Below are 23851 nucleotides of genomic sequence, written 5' to 3'. Positions count from 1 at the left end.
TGTACTCCATGCCCGCGCGGCTCAGGCCGGCAGCGGACGGGTTTCTGATCGGGCGCAGGCTTGCGGCGAACTCGGCAGGCGAGTCAGGCGCAGGGCGTTGAGCACCACGGTCAACGAACTGATCGACATGCCGACCGCGGCCCACACCGGGGTGATCCAGCCGAGGGCGGCGAACGGCAGCATGAGGCCATTGTACAGCGCGGCCCACAGCAGGTTCTCGATGATTACCCTACGGGTGCGCCGCGCCAGCGTGAACGCTTGCACCAACGCATCGAGGCGATTGGACAGCAGCACCGCATCGGCGCTGGTCTTGGCCAGATCGGTGGCCGATCCCATGGCCACGCTGATGTCGGCGGCAGCCAGCACCGGCACATCGTTGACGCCGTCGCCGAGCATCAGCACTTTGCGACCTTCCTTGTGCAGCTGTTGCAACACTTGCAGCTTGTCATCCGGACGCAAGCCACCACGGGCCTCATCAATGCCTAATTCGGCGGCGACACTGGCGACCATCGGCGAACTGTCGCCGGACAGCAGTAATGTGCGCCAGCCACGCGCCTTGCACGCGGCGAGCAGGGCGGGCGCATCGTCGCGCAGGCGATCGTCGAGCACGAACCACGCCAGCGGTCCCGAACCATCACCGAGCAGCAGCCATTGGCCTGGCTCATCCGGCATCGCCGGGGCTGCGGCGGCACTGAGGGCGCAGACAAAATCAGCCTGGCCGATGCGCAAACGTTGCTCGCCGACAATGCCTTCCAGGCCAAGCCCCGGCGTGCTGTGGACGTCTTCGGCGGCCAACGGTGCCCGGCCAAACGCGCGGGCAATCGGGTGTTCCGAACGGTTTTCCAGCGCGGCGGCGAGGCTCAGGCATTGGTCACTGTTCAGTGCGCCCAGAGGACGAATCGAGCGCAGCACCAGGCGACCTTCGGTGAGCGTGCCAGTCTTGTCGAAGATCACCGTGTCGATCTGATTCAAACCCTCCAGCACATGGCCGCGCGTCAGCAGCAGACCGAGTTTGTGCAGGGTGCCGGTGGCAGCGGTGAGTGCAGTGGGTGTCGCCAGTGACAGCGCGCAGGGGCAGGTGGCGACCAGCATGGCGAGGACGATCCAGAACGCCCGCGACGAATCCAGCTCCCACCACAACAGGCCGATGGCGGCCGCAGCGATCAGTGACAACAGCAAAAACCATTGCGCGGCGCGGTCGGCGATTTCCGCCAGTCGCGGTTTTTCGGCCTGAGCGCGATCCAGCAAACGAACGATGGCTGACAGCCGGGTGTCTTGCCCCAGGGCCAGTACCTGCACGGTCAGCGCGCCTTCGACATTCAGCGTTCCGGCAGTGACCGCATCACCCGCTGCCCGCGGTTGCGGCAGGTACTCGCCCGTCAACAGTGATTCGTCGATGCTCGACTGGCCGTCGAGAATCTTGCCGTCCGCCGGCAGGATCGACCCGGGTTGCACCAGAATTCGCTCGCCCACCCGCAACTCGCTGAGGAGGATGCGCTCGCTCTGGCCGGTCTCATCGAGACGCAGGCACGAGGCTGGCAGCAGATTGACAAGCTGTGCGGTGGCGGCCGCAGTGCGCTCCCGGGCGCGACGTTCCAGATAACGTCCAGCGAGCAGGAACAGCGCGAACATGCCGACCGCATCGAAATACAACTCGCCGACGCCGGTGATCGAGGTCCAGATTCCGGCGATATAGGCGCTACCGATCGCCAGTGAAACCGAGACATCCATGGTGAGATGCCGCGTGCGCAAATCGCGCATGGCGCCCTTGAAAAACGGTGCGCAACTGTAGAAAACGATCGGCGTGGTCAGGAACAGCGCGACCCAGCGCAGGATGGTGTGCAGTTCGGGGCTGAGGTCGATGTTGAATTCTGGCCAGGTGGCCATGGTCGCCATCATCGCCTGAAACCACAGCAATCCGGCCACGCCGAGTTGGCGCAGGGCCAGACGGTTTTCGCTGGCCAGTTGCTCGCTGGCGCGGTCAGCCTGATACGGGTGCGCGGCGTAACCGATGTGGCGCAGTTCGGCGAGGATCTGGCTGAGTGGCAATTGCCCATCGGCCCAGCTCACATGCAGGCGGTGGTTGGACAGGTTCAATCGCGCCTCGGCCACGGCGGGCAGCGTGCGCAGGTGTTTCTCGATCAGCCAGCCACAGGCGGCGCAACTGATGCCTTCCATCAACAGAGTGGTTTCGGCCAGATTGCCTTCGTGGCGGACGAAAGGTTTTTGCACGTCGGCACGGTCGTACAACGCCAGTTCGTCGACCAGTTGCACCGGCAGCGCCTCGGGGTTGGCCGAGGCTTCGCTGCGATGCTGATAGTAGCTCTCGAGCCCGCCGGCCACGATGGCTTCAGCCACAGCCTGACAGCCAGGGCAGCAGAACTCGCGCGGCTCCCCGAGTACGACGGCGGTAAAGCGGCTGCCGGACGGGACGGGCAGGGCGCAGTGGTAGCAGGGGAGTGGGGTGGTCATCGGATATTCACTAATACTGCTGAATCAATACCGCCTCTGTAGGGGCTGCCGCAGGCTGCGATCTTTTGATTTTGTTTTTAAAGCAAAGTCAAAAGATCGCAGCCTGCGGCAGCTCTTACAGGGAGCGGTTTACTTTTTCAGGTCTTCCGCGCCTTGCAGCGGTTCATCACCCAGCAGCAGATCCTTGTCATGGCTGACCAGTTCTTCTTCGAACATCCGCCAGATGTGCTCGTCCTGCGTGCCCAGCAACTCCACAAAGCGGCGACCTTCGACTTTATCGTTCAACTGGCCGATGTAGCGCCCCGATTCAGTTTCGCTGCGGGTCAGGACGATCTTGCGATCCTTCTCCGGCTGAGTCGGCGAGATCAGATTCAGCTCGAGAGTTTTCGGTTGGCTGTCGCCGCTCAATCGCAGGTTGACTTCGCCGGTCACGTCATCCAGAAACACCGCCGCGCGCATCTTCAGGGTTTGCGCCAGCAACTCGCGATCCAGCGAACGGTTGATGCCTTTGCCAGCCTCGTAATAGTTGTCGTTGACCAGATTGTCCGGATTGTTCACCGCGATGGTCACCATGGACAGGGTCAGCGTCACCGAACAGGCCAGTATCGCGATGATGATCCATGGCCAGAGGTGTTTGTACCAAGGGCTTGCGGCGTTTGCTGCGGGCATGTTCAGTTCTCTCAACGAATTTGTGGGCCGATGAATCGGCTCTTGGCTTCAACGTGGACGCTGTCGTCATCGGCATCCTTGAGGATGAATTTCACCTCGTTGGTGCTCGACGGCAGTTGTTCCGCCGCGCTCGACAGTTCGACCGGCATGGTAAAGATATCCCCGGCGGCGACCTTGATCTCGCGCTTGCCTTGCAGGCGCAGGTCCGGCAGACCACTGGCTTGCAGCAGATAGGTGTGGTCGCGCTGATCCTTGTTCATGATCTTCAGGCTGTAGACGTTTTCGATCCGGCCTTCGGCGTTTTCGCGGTACAGCACGCGGTCCTTGCTGACGTCGAAACCCACCAGCGAGCGCATGAAAAACGCCGCAGCCAACAGGCTGATCATCGCCAGCAACACCACGGCATAGCCGATCAGGCGTGGTCGCAGTTTATGGGTTTTCTGGCCGGACAGGTTGTGTTCGGTCGTATAGCTGATCAGGCCGCGCGGGTAATCCATCTTGTCCATGATGCTGTCACAGGCGTCGATGCAGGCGGCGCAGCCGATGCACTCGATCTGCAGCCCGTCACGGATGTCGATGCCGGTCGGGCAGACCTGGACGCACATAGTGCAATCGATGCAATCGCCCAGGCCCATGGCCTTGTAATCGACGCCTTTCTTGCGCGGGCCACGGCTTTCACCACGGCGCGGGTCGTAGGAAACGATCAGCGTGTCTTTGTCGAACATCACGCTCTGGAAGCGTGCGTACGGGCACATGTAAATGCACACCTGCTCGCGCAGCCAACCGGCGTTGCCATAGGTGGCGAGGGTGAAGAAACCAACCCAGAAATACGACCAGCCATCGGCTTGCCCTGTGAAGAACTCAAACACCAGTTCGCGGATCGGCGAGAAGTAACCGACAAAGGTCATACCGGTGACAAAGCCGATCAGCAACCACAGCGTGTGTTTGGCGAGCTTGCGCAGGAACTTGTTGCCGCTCATCGGCGCTTTGTCGAGCTTGATGCGTTGGTTGCGGTCGCCTTCGGTGACTTTTTCGCACCACATGAAAATCCACGTCCACACACTTTGCGGACAGGTGTAGCCACACCAGATGCGCCCGGCATAAACGGTGATGAAAAACAGTCCGAACGCGGCGACGATCAGGATCCCCGACAGCAGGATGAAATCCTGCGGCCAGAAGGTCGCGCCGAAAATGAAGAACTTGCGTTCCGGCAGGTTCCACCACACGGCCTGATGGCCGCCCCAGTTCAGCCACACCGTCCCGAAATACAGCAGGAACAGGCCGGCACCGCCCATCATCCGCAGATTGCGGAACAGGCCGGTGAAAGCACGGGTGTAGATTTTTTCTCGAGAGGCGTAAAGGTCGACGCTGTTGTTCGCGTTTTTACTCGGTGGCGTGACGTCGTGTACCGGAATCTGGTTACTCATCATTGCATCCCACGGCAGTGGAAAAATGCCTCGGTCGATACGTGCCAACCGGGGTCAGAAGGGGCGTTGCAGTGGCGCAATGATACGCCTGTAACGCCGATGAACGGGTGCGACCTTTGGTCGCGTTGGGGAAAAATCCTGAATGGTGTAGCGAATGTAACAAAGCATGATGCAGGTCAATTGACTATAGACGAATCCTCCGTGCCGCTAACTACCGTCGCAACCGAAGCGCAGCGAGAGATGCTGCGCTACTTGATAGCAAGCTTCGCTACTGATCGAAAGTCGTTCAATGTGCATCAGGTGTCTGACAATAACTGGCCATCACGCAAGGTGATCGCCACTGTTGCGGTGCGCTGACAGTCACCATGGACTGAAACGAAAACGGCCCCGTCAAATGACGGGGCCGTTTTTTTTGCTTCAAGCGTTGGCCTTACTCAGCGTTCGCTTCCGGTGCTTTTTCACCGTGGGACAGGCTGTAAACATAAGCCGCCAGCAGGTGAACCTTGTCGTTGCCTTGCAGCTGTTCTTGTGCAGGCATCTGGCCCTGGCGGCCGTAACGGATGGTCTGCTGCAGTTGCGCAAAGCTCGAACCGTAGATGAATGCGCCTGGGTGGGTCAGGTCAGGTGCGCCCATCGCTGGCGTGCCTTTGCCCGCCGGGCCGTGGCAGGCCACGCAGTTGGCGGCGAACAGTTTCTGGCCATTGGCGACGTCTGCCTTGGCGCCTTCCGGCAGCTTGCGACCATCGAGGTTGGTGACCACGAACGCAGCGACATCGGCCACGCCTTGCTCGCCAATCACTTCAGCCCACGCCGGCATAACCGCGTGACGGCCGCCCATGATGGTGGTCTTGATGGTTTCCGCTTCACCGCCCCAGCGCCAGTCGGCGTCGGTCAGGTTAGGGAAGCCATAGGCACCCTTGGCGTCGGAACCGTGGCAGACCGAGCAGTTGGAAGCGAACAGGCGACCACCCATCTTCAGCGCTTGCGGGTCCTTGGCTACTTCTTCGATTGGCATGGCAGCGAACTTGGCGAAGATCGGACCGAACTTGGCGTCCGAGCGAGCCATTTCCTTTTCCCACTCGTGCACGCCAGTCCAGCCGGTCTGGCCGTTGGCGAACGCAGTCTGCTTCTCGGTATCGAGGTAGTTGTAGCCTGGCAGCAGGCCTTTCCAGTTACCCAGGCCCGGGTACAGCACCAGATAACCCAGCGCAAAGATGATGGTGCCCACGAACAGCATGAACCACCATTTCGGCAGCGGGTTGTCGTACTCCTCGATCCCGTCGAACGAGTGGCCGACCGTCTCGTCCGTCTGCTCGGAGCGCTGGCCCTTGCGGGTCGACAGCAACAGCCAGGTCAGGGCGAAGATGGTGCCAAGACTGAGGACTGTGACGTACAGACTCCAGAATGTAGTCATTCTTTGTTACTCCTAGAAGCTTGCTCGACGTGCTTGATGGCTTCGGGATCATCCGCAAAAGGCAGCAAGGTCGCGTCTTCAAACTCCGACTTGCGCTTGGGGCTGAACACCCACAACGCCAGACCGATAAAGGCCACCATCACAACAACGGTGCCCAGGCCACGAATCATCCCGATATCCATCTAAATCACCGTTTGCTTTTGATGATGGTGCCCAGGCCTTGCAGATAGGCCACCAGCGCGTCCATTTCGGTTTTGCCCTTCACGGCATCCTGAGCACCGGCGATGTCTTCATCGGTGTAAGGAACGCCGAGCGTACGCAGGACCTCCATTTTCTTGGCAGTTTCCTTGCCGTCGAGCTTGTTTTCCACGAGGAACGGGTAAGCCGGCATTTTCGACTCAGGCACCACGTTGCGCGGGTTGTACAAGTGCGCACGTTGCCAGTCATCGGAGTAACGACCGCCGACACGGGCCAGGTCCGGACCGGTACGCTTGGAACCCCACAGGAACGGGTGGTCCCAGACGCTTTCACCAGCGACCGAGTAGTGGCCGTAGCGTTCGGTTTCGGCACGGAACGGACGGATCATCTGCGAGTGGCAGCCGACACAGCCGTTGGCGATGTAAACGTCGCGGCCTTCCAGTTCAAGGGCGGTACGCGGCTTCATGCCTTCGACCGGCTTGTTGGTAACGTCCTGGAAAAACAGCGGTACGATCTGGGTCAGGCCACCGACGCTGACGGCGATGACCATGAAGAAGGCCAGCAGGCCAATATTCTTCTCGACAGCTTCATGCTTCATCAGTGAGCTCCAACGACAGCGATCTGGGCAGCGGCTTCGGCTTCAGCCGGGTTCGAGGCGCGCACGGTGCGCCAGACGTTGTAAGCCATCAGCAGCATGCCGCTGGCGAAGAACGCACCGCCCAGGGCACGGACGATAAAGCCCGGGTGACTGGCTTGCAGCGCTTCGACGAACGAGTAGGTGAGGGTGCCGTCATCGTTGATTGCACGCCACATCAGACCCTGGGTGATGCCGTTGACCCACATCGACGCGATGTAGAGCACGGTACCGATAGTCGCGAGCCAGAAGTGCGCGTTGATCAGGCCGACACTGTGCATCTGCGCACGACCGAACAGTTTCGGGATCATGTGGTAGATCGCGCCGATCGAGATCATTGCCACCCAGCCCAGAGCGCCGGCGTGTACGTGGCCGATGGTCCAGTCGGTGTAGTGCGACAGCGAGTTGACGGTCTTGATCGCCATCATCGGCCCTTCGAAGGTCGACATGCCGTAGAACGCCAGCGATACCACGAGGAAGCGCAGGATCGGGTCGGTGCGCAGCTTATGCCAGGCGCCCGAGAGGGTCATCATGCCGTTGATCATGCCGCCCCAGCTTGGCGCCAGCAGGATGATCGACATCGCCATGCCTAGCGATTGTGCCCAATCCGGCAGCGCGGTGTAGTGCAAGTGGTGCGGGCCGGCCCAGATGTACAGGGTGATCAGTGCCCAGAAGTGCACGATCGACAGGCGATAGGAGTAGATCGGACGTTCGGCCTGTTTCGGCACGAAGTAATACATCATCCCCAGGAAGCCGGTGGTCAGGAAGAAACCCACGGCGTTGTGGCCGTACCACCACTGGATCATCGCGTCGGTCGCGCCCGAGTAGGCGGAGTAAGACTTGAACAGATTCACCGGCAGGGAGGCATGGTTGACGATGTGCAGCATTGCGGTCACGACGATGAACGCACCGTAGAACCAGTTACCGACATAGATGTGTTTGGTTTTGCGCTTGGTGATGGTGCCGAAGAACACCAGCCCGTAGGTCACCCAGACAATGGCCAGCGAAATGGCGATCGGCCATTCCAGTTCCGCGTATTCCTTGGTGGTGGTGTAACCCAGCGGCAAGGTAATGATCGCGCCGACGATTACCGCTTGCCAGCCCCAGAAGGTGAAGGCGGCGAGGCTGTCGGAAATCAGTCGCGTCTGGCAGGTTCGCTGCACGACATAGTAGGAAGTGGCAAACAGTGCACAACCACCGAAGGCGAAAATCACCAGGTTTGTGTGCAACGGGCGCAGGCGTCCAAAGCTCGTCCACGGCAGACCGAAGTTCAATTCCGGCCAGACCAGTTGCGAGGCGATGAAAACACCGAGCCCCATGCCAAGGATCCCCCAGACCACCGTCATGATGGCGAACTGGCGGACTACCTTATAGTTATAAGCAGTCGGACTGATTGCTGTGCTCATTCTAAGGTTCCACGGTTTGGGTATTTTATTAGGATTAATTCGGCCGCAAGTATGGGGAAAGCAGGGGGTCATTGCAACGCGCCATGACCTAGGTCAATGCTTTCCAACGCTGATTCTGCGGCCTTTCCATGCGCCGCGTAAGGACAAAATCGGCCTCGGACAAAATGTCGCAGCCGAAGAAAAAAGCGAGGGGTTCAGGTCGCGTGTAACGAGGTGTGTTCAAACGGTCCGTTCGGCTGACGGACGGCAATCGGCTCGACAGCCGGTATCTACCGGCGTTTGCGGCCACATCAGTCAGCCATTTCGCAGAACACAGCGGTTAGCGTCGACCTGGAACCGGCACGAGCCAGTCCTCATCGAGCAAGCGTAGACCCGAATCAGGGGAACCGAAAGGCGAGGGAGTGAAGGGTGCGACAATGCGTCGCAAAGGGGCAGGAAACTGCCGCACCTTAATCGGTGCGGCATAGGTGTAGGCAATGTTATCTATTTATTGTCTTCAGTTATAAGTTTTTCTGTGCTCAATCCATGGCTCAGGCTGTATACATAAGCTGCGAGCAATTGCACCTTGTCGTTACCCAGCAGTTCGTTTTGCGCGGGCATATGGCCCTGACGACCGTGGCGAATGGTTTGTTCAAGCTGAGTAAGGCTGGTGCCATAGATAAACCCGGCCGGGTGCGTCAGATTCGGCGCGCCCATGGCTTCAGTGCCTTTGCCGGTTGCCCCGTGACACGCCACGCAAGTGGTGTTGAAGGCTTGCTGTCCGGCTTGCAGATCAGCCTTGCTGTCGGCAGGCAACGGCAGGCCGGCCAGTTCGTGACGCACGTACGCCGCGACGTTCTTCACGCCCGCTTCGCCCAGCACTTCGCCCCAGGCCGGCATTGCTGCCACCCGGCCACCCATGATGGTGGTCTTGATGGTGTCGGCATTGCCGCCCCAGCGCCAATCGCTGTCGGCGAGGTTAGGGAAGCCGAACGCGCCTTTGGCGTCGGAGCCGTGGCACACCGAGCAGTTGGAAGCGAACAGACGGCCACCCATTTTCAGCGCCTGCGGATCCTTTGCCACTTCTTCCACCGGCATGGCGGCGAACTTGGCGAAGATCGGCCCGAACTTGGCGTCAGCCTTGTTCATTTCCTTTTCCCACTCGTGCACGCCGGTCCAGCCGTCCTCGTAACCCGGCAGGACGCCTTTCCAGTTGCCCAGACCCGGATAAAGGATCAGGTAGCCCACAGAAAACACCAGTGTGCCGGCGAACAGCATGAACCACCACTGCGGCAGCGGGTTGTCGTACTCCTCGATGCCGTCAAAGCTGTGGCCCATGGTCTGGTCGACGCTGCCCTTGGTTTCGCCCCGGCGGGTGCCGATCAGCAGCCACGTCAGGCCGATCAGGCTGCCGATGGTCAGTACGCAGATCCACGTACTCCAGAAGGTGGTCATGGCCGGGTACTCCTTGTTTCAGATGCTGGGGTAGTGTCGGGTTGCGGTTCGTCGGCGAACGGCAGCAGACGCGCTTCGGCGAATTCCGGATTGCGCTTGCGGTTGAACACCCACAGGGTCAAGCCAACGAAGGCGACGAACACCACAACGGTGCCTAAGCCACGAATCAGTCCTGCACTCATTTCAAAGACCATGGCTCACCTCTTGCTCTTGATTGCAGTGCCGAGCACTTGCAGGTAGGAGATGAGTGCGTCCATTTCGGTCTTGTCCTTGAGGCTGGCCACCGCGCCGCTGATGTCGTCGTCGGTGTACGGCACGCCGAGGGTGCGCATGGTCTTGAGCTTGGTTTCGGTGTGGCTGCTGTCGACCGCTTGCGTGACCAGCCATGGGTAGGCCGGCATTTTCGATTCCGGTACGACGTTGCGCGGGTTGTACAAATGCGCGCGGTGCCAGTCATCCGAGTAACGTGCGCCGACCCGTGCCAGATCCGGCCCGGTGCGTTTCGAGCCCCACAGGAACGGGTGATCCCAAACGCTTTCCCCGGCCACCGAGTAGTGCCCGTAGCGCTCGGTTTCAGCGCGGAACGGCCGGATCATCTGTGAATGGCACTGGACGCAGCCTTCGCGGATGTAAATGTCGCGACCTTCCAGTTGCAGCGCGGTGTAGGGCTTCATGCCTTCCACCGGTTTGTTGGTGACGTCCTGGAAGAACAGCGGGACGATCTGGGTCAGGCCGCCGATGCTCACGGCGAACACCATCAACAGCATCAGCAGGCCGACGTTCTTTTCAATCGTTTCGTGTTTCATGGCGGACTCCTCAGGCCATCTGCGCGGCGGCAACGACGTCAGCAGGCTGCGAGGCCCGCACCGTGCGCCAGGTGTTGTAAGCCATCAGGAACATGCCGCTGAGGAAGATCGCCCCGCCAACCAGCCGCACGACAAAGCCTGGGTGGCTGGCCACCAGGGTTTCGACGAAGGAGTAGGTGAGCGTGCCGTCCTCGTTGACCGCGCGCCACATCAGGCCCTGGGCGATGCCGTTGACCCACATCGAGGCGATGTAGAGCACGGTACCGATGGTGGCGAGCCAGAAGTGCGCGTTGATCAGGCCGACGCTGTGCATCTGCGCCTTGCCGAAGATTTTCGGGATCATGTGATACAGCGCGCCGATGGAAATCATCGCTACCCAGCCCAGAGCGCCGGCGTGAACGTGGCCGATGGTCCAGTCGGTGTAGTGGGAGAGGGCGTTGACGGTCTTGATCGCCATCATCGGACCTTCGAAGGTCGACATGCCGTAGAACGCCAGCGAGACCACGAGGAAGCGCAGGATCGGGTCACTGCGCAACTTATGCCACGCGCCCGAGAGGGTCATCATGCCGTTGATCATGCCGCCCCAGCTCGGTGCCAGCAGAATCAGCGACATCACCATGCCCAGCGACTGTGCCCAGTCTGGCAGCGCGGTGTAGTGCAAGTGGTGCGGGCCGGCCCAGATATACAGGGTGATCAGTGCCCAGAAGTGCACGATCGACAGGCGATACGAATACACCGGACGCTCGGCCTGTTTCGGCACGAAGTAGTACATCATCCCGAGGAAACCGGCGGTGAGGAAAAAGCCTACGGCGTTGTGGCCGTACCACCATTGCACCATCGCGTCTGTCGCGCCGGAGTACAGCGAGTAGGACTTGGTAAAACTGACCGGAACTTCCAGGTTGTTGACGATGTGCAAAATCGCCACGGTGATGATGAACGCGCCGAAGAACCAGTTGCCCACATAAATGTGTTTGGTCTTGCGCTGCATGATCGTGCCGAAGAACACGACCGCGTAGGCGACCCAGACGATGGTGATCAGGATGTCGATCGGCCACTCCAGCTCGGCGTATTCCTTGGAGCTGGTGTAACCCAATGGCAGGCTGATCGCCGCCAACAGGATCACCAGTTGCCAGCCCCAGAAGCAGAATGCGGCAATCCTTGGCGCAAACAGTTGGGTCTGGCAGGTGCGTTGTACCGAGTAGAACGAACTGGCGAACAGCGCGCAGCCGCCGAACGCGAAGATCACCGCGTTGGTGTGCAGAGGGCGTAGACGGCCGAAACTGGTCCAGGGTAAATCGAAGTTGAGCTCGGGCCAGACCAATTGGGCCGCGAGAAAAACCCCGAGCCCCATGCCGACGATGCCCCACACCACCGTCATAATGGCGAATTGGCGGACCACCTTGTAGTTGTAGGCGGTACTGATAGAAGTGTTCATGGTTCCCCATCCACGGTTCAGCCGAAGTGACCGCGCGCAAAAGAGCCGCAAATCCTTCGCCTGGAGTTATAGGCAGACTAAAAGCGAGGCAAGCATGAACAAACAGCACAAGGCCAGTATTGACGGGGATCAATGGGCGCAGTGCGTACGTGATCATGGGTGGCTTTGGAACGCCGCCAGTGGCGAGGCTTCGGCGACGTTGATCCTGGCGCATGGGGCGGGGGCGCCGATGGACAGTGACTGGATGACGGATATGGCTGGGCGCCTTGCTGCACTTGGGGTCAATGTGTTGCGGTTTGAGTTTCCGTATATGGCGCAGCGGCGGGTTGATGGGGTGAAGCGGCCGCCGAATCCTGCGCCGAAACTGCTGGAATGTTGGCGTGAGGTGTTCGCTGAGGTGCGACGTCATGTCGCTGGGGCTTTGGCCATTGGAGGTAAGTCGATGGGCGGGCGGATGGCGAGTCTTTTGGCTGACGAATTGGCTGCCGATGCGTTGGTGTGTTTGGGGTATCCGTTTTATGCGGTGGGCAAGCCGGAGAAGCCTCGGGTTGAGCATTTGGCTGGTTTGAAGACGCGGACGTTGATTGTGCAGGGGGAGCGGGATGCGCTTGGCAATCGTGAAGCTGTCGTGGCTTACACCTTGTCACCGAGTATTGAGGTGGCGTGGCTAGCGGCCGGGGATCATGATTTGAAGCCGTTGAAGGTTTCCGGTTTTACCCATGAGCAGCATTTGGCTTGCGCTGTGCAGAAAGTAGCTTCGTTTCTTCGGTAATGTCTGGGTGAATATCCGTTGCTGCGGTGATGGCTGATTGTGGTTCCGCCCTTACGGCGGGTCACTTTTTCCAGACGCCGAAAAAGTAACCAAAAAGGCTTGCTCCTGCGTTCGGCCCGCTCGCTGGGGCTCGGGGTTCCTTCGCTGCGGGATCGATCCGGGCGCAGCGTCTCCGGTTTGCTGCGCTGCACCTCCTCTCGCTGTGTTTGGCTTCGCCAAACGGTCGCTGCGCTCCCACCCCCGGATCAATCCCTCCACTCAGCCTTCCGACGTCGCCCGTGGATCAAGATCAAGATCAAGAGCGGCAGCCGAGCTAACGCTCATCCTGTTGAGTGGTGAAGAGCAGAAGCGGTGCGCGTTCTGCTTTTGCTTTTCTTTGGGAGCTGGCTTGCCAGCGATGGCGGCCTGACAGCCGACCAATCTCTAAGTGACGCACCCTGTCCAACTGTAGGAGCGAGCCTGCTCGCGAAAACGGTCTGACAGCCGAGCATTCTCTAACTGGACACACTCGATCCCTTGTGGGAGCTGGCTTGCCAGCGATGGCGGCCTGACAGCCGACCAATCTCTAAGTGACGCTCCCGGTCCAACTGTAGGAGCGAGCCTGCTCGCGAAAACGGTCTGATATCCAACCAATCTCTAACTGAACACACTCCATCCAATGTGGGAGCTGGCTTGCCAGCGATGGCGGCCTGACAGCCGACCAATCTCTAACTGACGCACCCTGTCCAACTGTGGGAGCGAGCCTGCTCGCGAAAACGGTCTGACATCCAACCAATCTCTAACTGGACACACTCCATCCAATGTGGGAGCTGGCTTGCCAGCGATGGCGGCCTGACAGCCGACCAATCTCTAAGTGACGCACCCGGTCCAACTATGGGAGCGAGCCTGCTCGCGAAAGCGGTCTGACATCCAACCAATCTCTAACTGAACACACTCCATCCAATGTGGGAGCTGGCTTGCCAGCGATGGCGGCCTGACAGCCGACCAATCTCTAACTGAACACACTCCATCCAATGTGGGAGCTGGCTTGCCAGCGATGGCGGCCTGACAGCCGACCAATCCCTTACTGACGCACCCGGTCCAACTGTAGGAGCGAGCCTGTTCGCGAAAGCGATCTGACAGACAACATAAATGAACAGGGCAATTTCCAGCTTTTTCTGTCAGTAAACGCGATCCTGCGAGCGCGTTTAAACCACACAAAGCGTTACGCCATGAGGCCTACAACACCTTGCGTCGTTACCTACGCGTACGCCAGAATCCGCCGGCTTACGTGGCTATAGGCCGGGCTATATCGTTTCCCCGTCACTGCAAATCAGTGATCGGGTTTGGTAGCCCGTCTGTAATAGCTGTGTGGCAACACCGTACACCGTCTCTTTTTTGGGGATCGGTTTTATGGTGGTCATGCGTGGGGCTCACTCGTGAGCGCCGGGTTCCTATTGCAGCCGGTCTACCAACCCGCGTATGGCCACCACCCACTCGTTTGGTAGCGAGAGTGATGGCTCCTTAAACTGCGATAGGAGTTTCATCCATGTTCAAAATCACACCAAACCCACCAGCCACTGATCCAATCCCCCACGACCCAGCGCTTAGCCCGCAAAAGATCAAAGAAGCAACCGACCGCGCCCTCGACTACTACCTCAAACCCGAAGACCTGGCGGCCCCGCCAACCTCGCCCAAGTTTCGCCCCGTCTTTCTCGTCGACCCCACCCTGGATGACGAAACCCTGCTCGTCGAAGCCTGCGAGTCGCTGTCTTACGCCCATGCCATGGCCGGTAACATCGCCCACTCAATCGGCGGCCCGGAGCGCAAACCGCTGCTGGCGCTGCAACAGGTGATCATGCTCAACGAACTGTTGGTCAATCGACTGCTGGATAAGCTGAAGTTGCCTCAGTAATTTCGCTGGCTGTTATGGCCTCATCGCGAGCAGGCTCACTCCTACGAGGGATTGTCGTTGGACACAAATCTGTGATCCCACTACGTTCCAAAGTGGGAGCGAGCCTGCTCGCGAAAACGGTCTGACATCCAACCAATTTCTAACTGAACACACTCCATCCAATGTGGGAGCTGGCTTGCCAGCGATGGCGGCCTGACAGCCGACCAATCTCTAAGTGACGCACCCGGTCCAACTGTAAGAGCGAGCCTGCTCGCGAAAGCGGCCTAAGAAACAACATCAATACAATAGGGGAATTTCCAGTTTTCTCTATCAGTAAACGCAATCCTGCAAGCACGTTTAAACCACACAACCCGTTACGCCATCGGGCCTACAACTCCTTGCGCCGTTACCTACGCGTACGCCAGAATCCGCCTGCTTACGCGGCTATGAGGTGGGTTGTATCGTTTCCCTGTCACTGGAAAACAGTGATCGGGTTTGGTAGCCCGCTTCGAAACCGTATGGTGTCACCGTACGCAGTCCCTTTTTGGGGGCTCAGATTTTTATGGTGGACATGCGTGGGGCTCATTCGTGAGCGCCGGGTTTCCCGTTTCGACCGGTCTACCAACCCACGTATGGCCACCACCCACTCGTTTGGTAGCGAGGGTGATGGCTCCTAATATTCGAAACTGGAGTTACACCTATGTTCAAAATCACACCAAACCCACCAGCCACAGACCCAATCCCCCACGGCCCAGCGCTTAGCCCGCAAAAGATCAAAGAAGCGACCGACCGCGCCCTTGACTACTACCTCAAACCCGAAGACCTCGCGGCCCCGCCAACCTCGCCCAAGTTTCGCCCCGTCTTTCTCGTCGACCCCACCCTGGATGACGAAACCCTGCTCGTCGAAGCCTGCGAGTCGCTGTCTTACGCCCATGCCATGGCCGGTAACATCGCCCACTCAATCGGCGGCCCGGAGCGCAAACCGCTGCTGGCGCTGCAACAGGTGATCATGCTCAACGAACTGTTGGTCAATCGACTGCTGGATAAGCTGAAGTTGCCTCAGTAAATTCGCTGGCTGTTATGGCCTCATCGCGAGCAGGCTCACTCCTACAAGGGATTGTCGTTGGACACAAATCTGTGATCCCACTACGTTCCAAAGTGGGAGCGAGCCTGCTCGCGAAAGCGCTCTGCCAAGCACTATCACTTTCAGACAAGCAACAAAAAACCCGGAAGCTTTCGCCGTCCGGGCTTTGAAGATCAAAAGATCGCAGCCTTCGGCAGCTCCTACATTGGAATGCATGTTCCTGTAGGAGCTGCCGCAGGCTGCGATCTTTTGCTTTTAGCGGTTAAACCGCTCCACCAACGAGTACTGCGTATTGGCAGTCTTGGTCAGCTCTTCGCTCAGCAGCGCCGAGTTGTGCGCCTGTTCCGAGGTCTGGTCTGCCAGTTCCGAAATGTTGCTGATGTTGCGGCTGATTTCTTCGGCCACAGCACTTTGCTCTTCGGTCGCGGCGGCGATCTGGGTGGTCATGTCGGTGATGTTGGCCACCGCTTCGCTGATACCGACCAGCGCCTGGTCCGCTTCCAGCACCCGCGCGACACCTTCTTCGGCCTGGCGATGCCCGGCTTCCATGGTTTGCACAGCGCTCGAAGCAGTCTGCTGCAGCTTGGCGATCAGGGCATGGATCTGCCCGGTGGATTCGCTGGTGCGTTGCGCCAGTTGACGAACTTCATCCGCTACCACGGCAAAACCGCGACCCATCTCGCCGGCACGGGCCGCTTCGATGGCGGCGTTGAGCGCGAGCAGGTTGGTCTGGTCGGCGATGCCTTTGATCACATCGACAACGCCACCAATTTCGTCGCTGTCTTTCGCCAGTTGGGTGACGGTCAGGCCGGTTTCACCCACAACAACCGACAAGCGCTGAATGGCTTCGCGGGTTTCGCCGGCGATGTCGCGTCCGCGACCTGTCAGGCGATTGGCTTCCTGCGTGGCGTCGGCGGTGCGCTGTACGTGGCTGGCCACTTCTTGCGTGGTCGCGGCCATCTGGTTGACGGCGGTGGCGACTTGTTCGGTTTCCACGCGCTGACGTTCCAGGCCGGTCGAGCTGCTGTGTGCCAGAGCATCGGACTGCCTGGCTTGATCGGTCAGGTGCTCGGCAGTGTCCTGCAGACGGGTCAGACAGGTTTTGAGACGGGCTTCCTGACTGAGGATCGACATTTCCAGACGTGCTTGCGCGCCACGGCTGTCGGTGTACATCTGCGCGATCAGCGGGTCGGAGGTGGTCTGCTCGGCCAGACGCAACAGGCGCTTGAGCCCGCGTTGCTGCCATTGCAGGCCCATCAGGCCCAGTGGCACCGACAGAGCGGCCGCCAGGGCAAAGCCCCACTGTGAAGTCAGCGTGGCACCGATCATGAAGCTCAGTTGGCTGACCAGAATGAACGGCAGCCAGTCCTGCAGCACCGGCAGCCATTTATCGCTGGAAGGAATCGCCGACTTGCCCTGATTGATGCGTTGGTAAAGCGCTTCGGCGCGGCGGATCTGTTCGGCGGTGGGTTTGATCCGCACCGACTCGTAACCGATCACCTGATTGCCGTCGAACACCGGTGTTACATAGGCGTTAACCCAGTAATGGTCACCGCTCTTGCAGCGATTCTTGACGATGCCCATCCATGGCAAGCCTTGTTTCAGTGTGCCCCACATGTGCGAAAACACCGCAGCCGGGACGTCGGGGTGACGAACCAGGTTGTGCGGCGCACGGATCAGTTCCTCACGCGAAAACCCGCTGATCTCGACGAAAGCGTCGTTGCAGTAGGTGATCATGCCCTTGGCGTCGGTTGTGGAAATCAACCGTTGCTGAGCCGGGAAGGTCCGTTCGCGTTGTGTAATGGGCTGGTTGTTACGCATGTTTTTCAATCCGCAAGGCTTTGAAAGGTTGTCGGCGCTGTCAGGAAATTATTGAATTTTTCTTTCAGTAATCAGCACGGCGTCGCAAAACGCGGCTTGCATCAACCGGCAAGCATCGGATAGGTGAACAAGCCAAAATGCAGCACATTCAGCCCGAAGTGTGTGGCGATCGCCGCCCCGAGTCCGCCGAAACGGTAGGCCAGACCATAGCCGACACCCGCCAGGCCCGCCAGTAATACCCAAGTCCAGCCAGCGCCGACATGCGCCAGTGCGAACAGTGAAGACGCCAGCAGCAGGGCAAGGTTTTCTCCATACGGCAGATGCTTGAAGCGCCGGCTCAAGCCACCTTGTATATAGCCGCGAAACAACGCTTCCTCGACCAGCGTCACCAGCAGCAAGTTGTTCAGCACCCACAACCACGCCTGATCCGGCCATTTCGGCGCCCAGGCGATAACGCCAAGCAACACCGCACCACCGAGCGCCAGGACCGCGCTTAACGTCAGGCCCATGGCGGTGGCATACACCGTCAGGCGCAACGAGCGCCGCGCGACAATCCATGGGCAGACCAGCAACAGCCAGAAGCCGACCAGTGGTTTGTCCTGATTCAGGTACATCGAAAAGCGCGCAGCGTTATCAGTGAAACGCTGCGGATCAATAGCGCGACCGTTGTAAAAACCCGGCAACCAATGCATCGCCAACGCCAAGGTCATTACAATGAACAGGCCGTGGCCGAGATAGCGTGCGAACGGCACTTCTTGCTGGCGTACCGCGTACCCGGCAAACAGCAGCAGGCCAACGGAAATCAGTGCCAGCCAGCCGAGTTGGCCGTAGCTGAGCGCCATTCCGTAGCCGAGGCTGAGCAGCGCCAGATAAAGCCAAGGCAAAGCCTTCATCGAAAGTCCCTGTAAAAGTGGGTGGAAGGGCTTTCTACACGGGTGGGCGGCGGGGGACAAGTAAAGGTGAGGCGGGAAGTCGGTACAACACCAATATCGGTGGCCAAACACAAATCCCAATGTGGGAGCGAGCCTGCTCGCGAATGCGGTGTGACAGGCAATAGATGTATCGACTGATACACCGCATTCGCGAGCAGGCTCGCTCCCACAGGGGATTTTTATTCCATCAGGACTTGGCTGAAGGTTCAGCGCAGGTTGAGTTTCGCCGCAGCACGCGCGGTAATTTCCGTGCGCAATTTCAACGATGGCGCCGCACGCAACCGGGCCTCGTCGACGATTACACTCGGCGCTGAATCCGGCGACCCCGAGTTAAATGGCGGCGCCGGAGCATACTCAAGCTGCAGTTGCACCAACTGCGCCGTCTCGGCATCAACCAGTTCAGCCGCCAGCACCAAGGCAAAATCAATCCCGGCCGTAATCCCGCCGCCGGTGAACAGATTGCCGTCACGCACTACCCGATCCTTCACGGCAATCGCCCCCAGCGTCGGCAGCAAATCGTGATAAGCCCAGTGTGTCGTCGCGCGTTTGCCTCGTAGCAGACCCGCCGCGCCGAGCACCAGCGAGCCGGTGCACACCGAGGTCACGTAACGCGCTTGCGCGGCCTGGCGTTTGATGAAGGACAGCGTCTGCTCATCCTCCATCAACGGCCCGACGCCAGCGCCACCGGGCACACAGATCACATCCAGATCCGGACAGTCCTCGAATATGGTGGTCGGTTTCAGCAGCAGACCGGTGCTGGCGGTGATCGGCATCAGGTCTTTCCAGATCAGGTGCACCTTCACGCCCGGCAGCGAGGCGAGCACGTCATATGGGCCGGTCAGGTCGAGTTGCTGTACCTGCGGAAACAACAGAAAACCGATCTGCAACGTCATGGTGTTTTTCTCCATTAAGAGGGTGGACGGCTTCACTGTAGGCGCGTACGTTCTGGCGCATACGCCAATAACCCCACGAATTACGCCAAATGCCCAAAGCCATTCACGTACTCGCGTTTGCCAACATGCAGATCCTCGACGTCACCGGCCCGTTGCAGGTGTTTGCTTCGGCCAATGACCTTTGTCGGCAACGCGGCCTGCCTGTTCCATATGCGCCGACGGTCATTGCCAGCGAGGGCGGGGCGGTGATGTCGTCGGCGGGGCTGGCGGTGCTCGCCGAACCGCTGCCGTTGGAGGCCAGCGACACGCTGATCATCGCCGGTGGCTGGGGCATTTATCCGGCGGCGGAGGATAGGCCGCTGGTGGATTGGGTGCGCAAACACGCGGCGAAATGCCGGCGCGTGGCTTCGGTGTGTACCGGCGCGTTTCTGTTGGCGGCCAGCGGCTGGCTCGATGGTCGGCGCGTCGTCACTCACTGGACGCGTTGCGAGCAACTGGCGCAGCAGCATCCGAAGTTGCAGGTCGAGGCCAATCCGATCTTCATCAACGACGGCCCGGTCTGGACCTCGGCGGGGGTTACCGCCGGCATCGATCTGGCACTGGCGATGGTCGAGCAAGACCTCGGCAGCGACATCGCACTGGATGTCGCCCGGCACTTGGTGGTGTTCCTCAAACGCCCGGGCGGGCAGTCACAGTTCAGCGTGACGCTATCACTGCAGAACCAAGGCAACCGTTTCGATGACCTGCACGCATGGATTGCCGAAAACCTCACCTGCGACCTCGGTGTGCCGACCCTCGCCGAACAGGCCGGCATGAGCGAACGCAGCTTCGTCCGCCACTACCGCGCCGACACCGGCCAGACCCCGGCGCGTGCGATCGAACTGATCCGCGTCGAAACGGCTCGGCGTTTGCTTTGCGATACCGGGCTCCCTGTAAAACGCATCGCGGCAAATTGCGGGTTTGGCAGTGAGGAGACCTTGCGTCGTAGTTTTCTGCGGGCGATTGGGGTGACGCCGCAGGCGTATCGGGAGCGGTTTTCGGTTAACGCTGCAACAATCAACACTGAAGTGGTCGCGTGAAGCTGAACCTGCGGCGAGGGAGCGAGCTTCCTCGCCGCAAATGATTCAGGCCTCGGCTTCCGCCACCTGATTAAAATACTTCGTCCGATCCGGCGTGAACGTCACCACCATTTTCGTCCGCGAACACGTCAGCGAACGCTCCTCAGCCAAATCGATATCCAGATCCTCCCCACGCAAGCCTTGCCACTGCGCGAGGTATTTCAGTGAGCCGTATTTTTCGTTCTTCTTCAGGCTGCGGCTAACGCCACCTTTCCAGCCGAGGACGGGCAGTTCATTGGCGATGCAGCGTTGGGCGAGGTCGGGGAAACGGGCGGCGCGCTGGCGGCCGATTTCCCAGCATTTGATCAGGCCTTTGTCGGCGGCTTCCCAGAGCTGGGTGCGGCTCAGGCCGGTGCGCAGGGCGCTGTCGATGTTGCGCTGGACGTGCTGGGACATTCTGCTTCCTTGAATTCGGGTTTTGTTGGACAGCTCCGCTGTGCCCGTTGCGGTGGATGGTAGGGGCGGATGTAACAGCTGGCAACAAGGTATTTCGGGGTGTAAGTGCGAGTGGCGGGGGAGGGAGGGGTCAACAATTGTTACGAGTTTGTAGTCCCTCGCTGGAGGGACAGGGGTTTGCTGCTTCAGGCGCAGGCTTGCGTCCTACAGCGAAGGTTTTTTCAGGGAAGTTTCCGACAGACTCCGGCGACTTTTACGGTTGCCATTCACTCTTTTCCCCACTCAAACGTCGATCGAGAAAACTCGCCGCACTGATCAATGCCAGATGTGTCAGCGCTTGCGGTGTATTGCCCAGATGCCGTCCATGGCTGTCGAATTCTTCGGCGTACAGCCCCAGCGGATTGGCGTATCGCAGCAACTGTTCGAATTCCAGATGGGCCTTTTCCACCTGGCCGGCGCGGGCCAGGCATTCGACGTACCAGAACGAACACGCGGCAAATGCGCCTTCGGTCCCGGCCAGACCATCAATGCCTGCCTCTTCGTTGCGATAGCGATAAACCATGCCGTCGCGCACCAAACTCTTTTCGATGGCCTCAAGTGTCGATAGCCAGCGTGGATCCTTGGCGCTGACGAAACGCACCAGCGGCATCAACAGCATGGAACCGTCGAGTGCGGTGCCGCCCTTGTACTGGACGAAATGCCCGCGTTCTTCATCCCAGAAGTTGTCCCAGATGTCGGCGTAGATCGCCTGGCGGGTCTGGTCCCATTGGGCAAACGGCGCTGGCAATGAACGTTTCGAGGCGAGGCGAATCGCTCGGTCCAGCGCCACCCAGCACATCAGCCGTGAGTGCAAAAAGTGATGCTGCTCACCGCGCATTTCCCAAATGCCTACATCCTTGGTCTGCCATGTCTCACACACCTGATCGACAACTTCGCGCACATGTTTCCAGCCTTCGTGGGAAATGGCGTCGCCGTACTTGTTGACCAGATACACCGCGTCCATCAATTCGCCGAAGATATCCAGCTGAATCTGGTCATACGCACCGTTGCCGATGCGCACCGGTTTCGCGCCGCCGTGCCCCGACAGATGCGCAAGCTCGGTTTCCGGCAGTTCCTGGCGGCCGTCGATGGCATACAGAATGTTCAGTTTCATCGGCTGGCAGTTGCAATCGCTGACCCGTCCGCGCAGCCAGCGCATGTAGGCGTTGGCTTCGCTGACGAACCCCAGGCGCATGAATGCGTAAACGGTAAACGAGGCGTCGCGGATCCAGGTGTAGCGGTAATCCCAGTTGCGTTCACCGCCCGGGGTTTCCGGCAGGCCGAAAGTGGCGGCGGCGAGGATCGCGCCGTGTTTGCGTGAGGTCAGCAGCTTGAGCGCAAGCGCCGAGCGGTTGACCATTTCGCGCCAGCGTCCGCGGTAAGTCGACTGGCCGATCCAGTCACGCCAGAACTTCAGCGTGCGCTCCATGCAGAAATCGCCGGCGCCCTCGATGAAACGCGGGTCGTCGGTCGCGCCGAGCATGAAAGCGGCGGTCTGGTTCTGTGTCAGCGTGAAGTGGGCGACGGCTGCATTTGCGTCAACCTGCATCGGCTGATCCGACGCCAGACGCAGTGTCGGTTGGCCGGTTGCGCTGAACAGCACGTCCTTCTGATCGGCCTGCCCGCGCGTGTCGGCGCGGGCGTAGTCGTGGCGCACGGCGCAGCGCATATGGAACGTTGCTTCGCCGCTGACCACGCGCACGCGGCGCATCAGCAGCGGCAGGTCATCTTCGCTATCGCCCACTGGCAGCATGTCGGTAATTTCCACCACGGCAAATTCGCTGAGCCAGCGGGTTTGCAGAACGTTGGTGTCCGGCAGGTAAATCTGCTCACGTCGCGCATCGGGCAAGTCCGGCGCAAGCTGGAAAATTCCCGCGTCGGGTGTGTCCAGCAACGAACAGAAAATCGATGGACTGTCGAACTCCGGCCAGCAGAAAAAATCCACGCTGCCCTTGTCGTTGACCAGCGCTGCACTGCGCATGTCGCCGATGATGCCGTGGGCGTCGATCGGGCTTTGTTGTTCTTGATGATGCTCAGCCATTGCCGCGAAACTCCGGATAGAGGCTCATGCCGCCGTCGATGAACAGGGTTGTGCCGACGATGTAATCGGCGGCGTCGGAGGCGAGGAAAACCACGGCGTTGGCGACGTCATCGACGTCGCCGATACGCCCATAGGGAATCAGCTCAAGCAGCTTTTCACCCGCTGCACCTTCGGTGGCTTCTTCATTAATGGCCGTACGAATCGCCCCCGGCGCAATGCCGTTGATGCGAATGCGCTGATGGCTGACTTCCTGAGCCAGGGTCTGCATCAACTGATCAACACCGCCCTTGGACGCGGCGTAATTGACATGCCCGGCCCACGGAATGCGTTGGTGCACAGAGCTCATGTGAATGATCTTGCCAGCGGCGCGGGACACGCCTTCGCGAACGCCCTGACGATTGAAAATCCGCAGTGCAGCGCGGGCGCAGAGGAACTGGCCGGTGAGGTTGACGCCGATCACTGCGTTCCAGTCATCCAGCGTCATGTCCACCGCTGCGGCGTCTTTTTGCAGTCCGGAATTGGCCACCAGAATGTCCAGCGAACCAAAGGCTTCGAGGGTCTGGGCGAATAGCCGTTCGACCTCATCTTCCTTCGATACATCGGCGCCGATGGCCAGCGCCTGACCACCGTCGGCGATGATTTGTCGGGCGAGGGCTTCGGCGGGTTCGGCCTGACGGTTGTAGTTGATGACCACTGAAGCGCCAGCGGCGGCCAGGGCTTTGGCGGCCGCGTGGCCAATGCCGGAGCTGGCGCCGGTGATGAGTGCGACCTGGCGGGCGAGGGAAATCTGCATGCGAATTTTCGCCTTGAGTGAGGACCTATTTAGCTGACCGACGGCCAGCCTTGAGAGTTCAGCCAGAAGATCAAAAGATCGCAGCGTGCCGCAGCTCCTACAGATGACCACATTCACCTGTAGGAGCTGCGGCACGCTGCGATCTTTTGATCTTTAGGCCCTTCACATTCCACCAACAATTCCCCGCTTCCACA

The 23851-nt window shown here is 59.8% G+C and carries 22 protein-coding genes; 5 read left to right on the top strand and 17 right to left on the bottom strand.

What is annotated here, in order from left to right:
• Nucleotides 1–21: 21 nt before the first annotated feature.
• From AB4P92_RS05980 to ccoG, 3 genes are all read right to left on the bottom strand, one after another.
• On the bottom strand, nucleotides 22–2472 hold the full coding sequence (locus tag AB4P92_RS05980) for a heavy metal translocating P-type ATPase (RefSeq protein ID WP_395599100.1): 2451 nt from the start codon (nucleotides 2470–2472) through the stop codon (nucleotides 22–24).
• Between the two features lie 129 nt (nucleotides 2473–2601).
• On the bottom strand, nucleotides 2602–3141 hold the full coding sequence (locus AB4P92_RS05975) for a FixH family protein (RefSeq protein WP_042558537.1): 540 nt from the start codon (nucleotides 3139–3141) through the stop codon (nucleotides 2602–2604).
• Nucleotides 3142–3152: 11 nt separating this feature from the next.
• A complete protein-coding gene (ccoG, locus tag AB4P92_RS05970; RefSeq protein WP_395599099.1) occupies nucleotides 3153–4568 on the bottom strand; it encodes a cytochrome c oxidase accessory protein CcoG in 1416 nt (471 codons plus the stop codon).
• A gap of 66 nt (nucleotides 4569–4634) precedes the next feature.
• Here ccoG and AB4P92_RS05965 point away from each other — a divergent pair, with 66 nt between their 5' ends.
• Nucleotides 4635–4925, top strand: coding sequence for a hypothetical protein (locus AB4P92_RS05965; RefSeq protein ID WP_395599098.1), 291 nt, complete (start codon nucleotides 4635–4637; stop codon nucleotides 4923–4925).
• A 73-nt stretch (nucleotides 4926–4998) separates the two neighbouring features.
• On the opposite strand, the gene ccoP (AB4P92_RS05960) is transcribed toward AB4P92_RS05965, so the two are convergent.
• The 8 genes from ccoP (AB4P92_RS05960) to ccoN (AB4P92_RS05925) all read right to left on the bottom strand — a co-directional run bounded on the left by ccoP (AB4P92_RS05960) (nucleotide 4999) and on the right by ccoN (AB4P92_RS05925) (nucleotide 11895).
• Nucleotides 4999–5982, bottom strand: coding sequence for a cytochrome-c oxidase, cbb3-type subunit III (gene ccoP, locus AB4P92_RS05960; protein WP_042558540.1), 984 nt, complete (start codon nucleotides 5980–5982; stop codon nucleotides 4999–5001).
• Nucleotides 5979–6164 (bottom strand): CcoQ/FixQ family Cbb3-type cytochrome c oxidase assembly chaperone, encoded by a 186-nt coding sequence (locus AB4P92_RS05955; protein WP_003175465.1) that lies wholly within the window; start codon nucleotides 6162–6164, stop codon nucleotides 5979–5981. The genes ccoP (AB4P92_RS05960) and AB4P92_RS05955 overlap by 4 nt, the downstream gene beginning before the upstream one ends.
• A gap of 5 nt (nucleotides 6165–6169) precedes the next feature.
• Nucleotides 6170–6778, bottom strand: coding sequence for a cytochrome-c oxidase, cbb3-type subunit II (ccoO, locus tag AB4P92_RS05950; protein ID WP_042558541.1), 609 nt, complete (start codon nucleotides 6776–6778; stop codon nucleotides 6170–6172).
• Nucleotides 6778–8220, bottom strand: a complete 1443-nt coding sequence (gene ccoN / locus AB4P92_RS05945; RefSeq protein WP_395599097.1) for a cytochrome-c oxidase, cbb3-type subunit I — start codon at nucleotides 8218–8220, stop codon at nucleotides 6778–6780. The genes ccoO (AB4P92_RS05950) and ccoN (AB4P92_RS05945) overlap by 1 nt, the downstream gene beginning before the upstream one ends.
• Nucleotides 8221–8703: 483 nt before the next feature.
• Nucleotides 8704–9654, bottom strand: a complete 951-nt coding sequence (gene ccoP, locus AB4P92_RS05940; protein ID WP_042558543.1) for a cytochrome-c oxidase, cbb3-type subunit III — start codon at nucleotides 9652–9654, stop codon at nucleotides 8704–8706.
• Complete coding sequence (locus AB4P92_RS05935; RefSeq protein WP_042558544.1) at nucleotides 9651–9848, bottom strand: cbb3-type cytochrome c oxidase subunit 3; 198 nt, start codon at nucleotides 9846–9848, stop codon at nucleotides 9651–9653. Before AB4P92_RS05935 ends, ccoP (AB4P92_RS05940) begins: the two co-directional genes overlap by 4 nt.
• A 3-nt stretch (nucleotides 9849–9851) precedes the next feature.
• Nucleotides 9852–10460 (bottom strand): cytochrome-c oxidase, cbb3-type subunit II, encoded by a 609-nt coding sequence (ccoO, locus tag AB4P92_RS05930; RefSeq protein WP_042558545.1) that lies wholly within the window; start codon nucleotides 10458–10460, stop codon nucleotides 9852–9854.
• Between the two features lie 10 nt (nucleotides 10461–10470).
• Nucleotides 10471–11895, bottom strand: coding sequence for a cytochrome-c oxidase, cbb3-type subunit I (gene ccoN, locus AB4P92_RS05925; protein ID WP_273877101.1), 1425 nt, complete (start codon nucleotides 11893–11895; stop codon nucleotides 10471–10473).
• A gap of 94 nt (nucleotides 11896–11989) precedes the next feature.
• Between ccoN (AB4P92_RS05925) and AB4P92_RS05920 the strand changes: the two genes are divergently transcribed.
• The 3 genes from AB4P92_RS05920 (at nucleotide 11990) to AB4P92_RS05910 (ending at nucleotide 15606) form a co-directional block, all read left to right on the top strand.
• Nucleotides 11990–12667, top strand: a complete 678-nt coding sequence (locus AB4P92_RS05920; protein ID WP_395599096.1) for an alpha/beta family hydrolase — start codon at nucleotides 11990–11992, stop codon at nucleotides 12665–12667.
• 1528 nt (nucleotides 12668–14195) lie between these two features.
• Nucleotides 14196–14561 carry a DUF6124 family protein gene (locus AB4P92_RS05915; protein WP_042558548.1) on the top strand — a complete coding sequence of 122 codons (366 nt, stop codon included), beginning with the start codon at nucleotides 14196–14198 and terminating at the stop codon, nucleotides 14559–14561.
• Nucleotides 14562–15240: 679 nt separating this feature from the next.
• Nucleotides 15241–15606, top strand: coding sequence for a DUF6124 family protein (locus AB4P92_RS05910; RefSeq protein ID WP_395599095.1), 366 nt, complete (start codon nucleotides 15241–15243; stop codon nucleotides 15604–15606).
• A 273-nt stretch (nucleotides 15607–15879) separates the two neighbouring features.
• Here AB4P92_RS05910 and AB4P92_RS05905 read toward each other — a convergent pair whose 3' ends face one another.
• The 3 genes from AB4P92_RS05905 to inhA form a co-directional block, all read right to left on the bottom strand.
• A complete protein-coding gene (locus tag AB4P92_RS05905; protein WP_210622389.1) occupies nucleotides 15880–17445 on the bottom strand; it encodes a PAS domain-containing methyl-accepting chemotaxis protein in 1566 nt (521 codons plus the stop codon).
• A 101-nt stretch (nucleotides 17446–17546) separates the two neighbouring features.
• Nucleotides 17547–18338 (bottom strand): type II CAAX prenyl endopeptidase Rce1 family protein, encoded by a 792-nt coding sequence (locus AB4P92_RS05900; RefSeq protein WP_395599094.1) that lies wholly within the window; start codon nucleotides 18336–18338, stop codon nucleotides 17547–17549.
• A gap of 245 nt (nucleotides 18339–18583) precedes the next feature.
• Nucleotides 18584–19270, bottom strand: a complete 687-nt coding sequence (inhA, locus tag AB4P92_RS05895) for an isonitrile hydratase (RefSeq protein WP_395599093.1) — start codon at nucleotides 19268–19270, stop codon at nucleotides 18584–18586.
• Between the two features lie 89 nt (nucleotides 19271–19359).
• Here inhA and AB4P92_RS05890 point away from each other — a divergent pair, with 89 nt between their 5' ends.
• Complete coding sequence (locus AB4P92_RS05890) at nucleotides 19360–20349, top strand: GlxA family transcriptional regulator (protein WP_395599092.1); 990 nt, start codon at nucleotides 19360–19362, stop codon at nucleotides 20347–20349.
• 45 nt (nucleotides 20350–20394) lie between these two features.
• Here the strand turns inward: AB4P92_RS05890 and AB4P92_RS05885 are convergent, their stop codons facing one another.
• From AB4P92_RS05885 to AB4P92_RS05875, 3 genes are all read right to left on the bottom strand, one after another.
• The gene (locus AB4P92_RS05885; protein ID WP_261735644.1) at nucleotides 20395–20784 is read right to left on the bottom strand and encodes a hypothetical protein; all 390 of its coding nucleotides are present in this window, start codon (nucleotides 20782–20784) and stop codon (nucleotides 20395–20397) included.
• 253 nt (nucleotides 20785–21037) lie between these two features.
• Entirely contained in the window at nucleotides 21038–22864 is a 1827-nt protein-coding gene (locus AB4P92_RS05880) for a glycoside hydrolase family 15 protein (protein WP_261735643.1), read from the bottom strand.
• A complete protein-coding gene (locus AB4P92_RS05875; RefSeq protein ID WP_261735642.1) occupies nucleotides 22857–23657 on the bottom strand; it encodes a glucose 1-dehydrogenase in 801 nt (266 codons plus the stop codon). The genes AB4P92_RS05880 and AB4P92_RS05875 overlap by 8 nt, the downstream gene beginning before the upstream one ends.
• Nucleotides 23658–23851: the final 194 nt, after the last annotated feature.

This window comes from Pseudomonas sp. A0308, from assembly GCF_044218815.1.
Classification (GTDB): domain Bacteria; phylum Pseudomonadota; class Gammaproteobacteria; order Pseudomonadales; family Pseudomonadaceae; genus Aquipseudomonas; species Aquipseudomonas iridis.
This window is presented reverse-complemented; position numbering and strand designations above follow the sequence as displayed.

Coding starts and splice junctions, on each gene's coding strand:
- AB4P92_RS05980 (WP_395599100.1), bottom strand. CDS start 2,472: ATGACCACCCCACTCCCCTGCTACCACTGCGCCCTGCCCGTCCCGTCC.
- AB4P92_RS05920 (WP_395599096.1), top strand. CDS start 11,990: ATGAACAAACAGCACAAGGCCAGTATTGACGGGGATCAATGGGCGCAG.
- ccoO (WP_042558541.1), bottom strand. CDS start 6,778: ATGAAGCATGAAGCTGTCGAGAAGAATATTGGCCTGCTGGCCTTCTTC.
- ccoO (WP_042558545.1), bottom strand. CDS start 10,460: ATGAAACACGAAACGATTGAAAAGAACGTCGGCCTGCTGATGCTGTTG.
- AB4P92_RS05900 (WP_395599094.1), bottom strand. CDS start 18,338: ATGAAGGCTTTGCCTTGGCTTTATCTGGCGCTGCTCAGCCTCGGCTAC.
- AB4P92_RS05905 (WP_210622389.1), bottom strand. CDS start 17,445: ATGCGTAACAACCAGCCCATTACACAACGCGAACGGACCTTCCCGGCT.
- AB4P92_RS05880 (WP_261735643.1), bottom strand. CDS start 22,864: ATGGCTGAGCATCATCAAGAACAACAAAGCCCGATCGACGCCCACGGC.
- AB4P92_RS05890 (WP_395599092.1), top strand. CDS start 19,360: ATGCCCAAAGCCATTCACGTACTCGCGTTTGCCAACATGCAGATCCTC.
- AB4P92_RS05875 (WP_261735642.1), bottom strand. CDS start 23,657: ATGCAGATTTCCCTCGCCCGCCAGGTCGCACTCATCACCGGCGCCAGC.
- ccoG (WP_395599099.1), bottom strand. CDS start 4,568: ATGAGTAACCAGATTCCGGTACACGACGTCACGCCACCGAGTAAAAAC.
- AB4P92_RS05975 (WP_042558537.1), bottom strand. CDS start 3,141: ATGCCCGCAGCAAACGCCGCAAGCCCTTGGTACAAACACCTCTGGCCA.
- AB4P92_RS05935 (WP_042558544.1), bottom strand. CDS start 9,848: ATGGTCTTTGAAATGAGTGCAGGACTGATTCGTGGCTTAGGCACCGTT.
- AB4P92_RS05910 (WP_395599095.1), top strand. CDS start 15,241: ATGTTCAAAATCACACCAAACCCACCAGCCACAGACCCAATCCCCCAC.
- inhA (WP_395599093.1), bottom strand. CDS start 19,270: ATGACGTTGCAGATCGGTTTTCTGTTGTTTCCGCAGGTACAGCAACTC.
- AB4P92_RS05885 (WP_261735644.1), bottom strand. CDS start 20,784: ATGTCCCAGCACGTCCAGCGCAACATCGACAGCGCCCTGCGCACCGGC.
- ccoP (WP_042558540.1), bottom strand. CDS start 5,982: ATGACTACATTCTGGAGTCTGTACGTCACAGTCCTCAGTCTTGGCACC.
- ccoN (WP_395599097.1), bottom strand. CDS start 8,220: ATGAGCACAGCAATCAGTCCGACTGCTTATAACTATAAGGTAGTCCGC.
- AB4P92_RS05955 (WP_003175465.1), bottom strand. CDS start 6,164: ATGGATATCGGGATGATTCGTGGCCTGGGCACCGTTGTTGTGATGGTG.
- AB4P92_RS05915 (WP_042558548.1), top strand. CDS start 14,196: ATGTTCAAAATCACACCAAACCCACCAGCCACTGATCCAATCCCCCAC.
- ccoN (WP_273877101.1), bottom strand. CDS start 11,895: ATGAACACTTCTATCAGTACCGCCTACAACTACAAGGTGGTCCGCCAA.
- ccoP (WP_042558543.1), bottom strand. CDS start 9,654: ATGACCACCTTCTGGAGTACGTGGATCTGCGTACTGACCATCGGCAGC.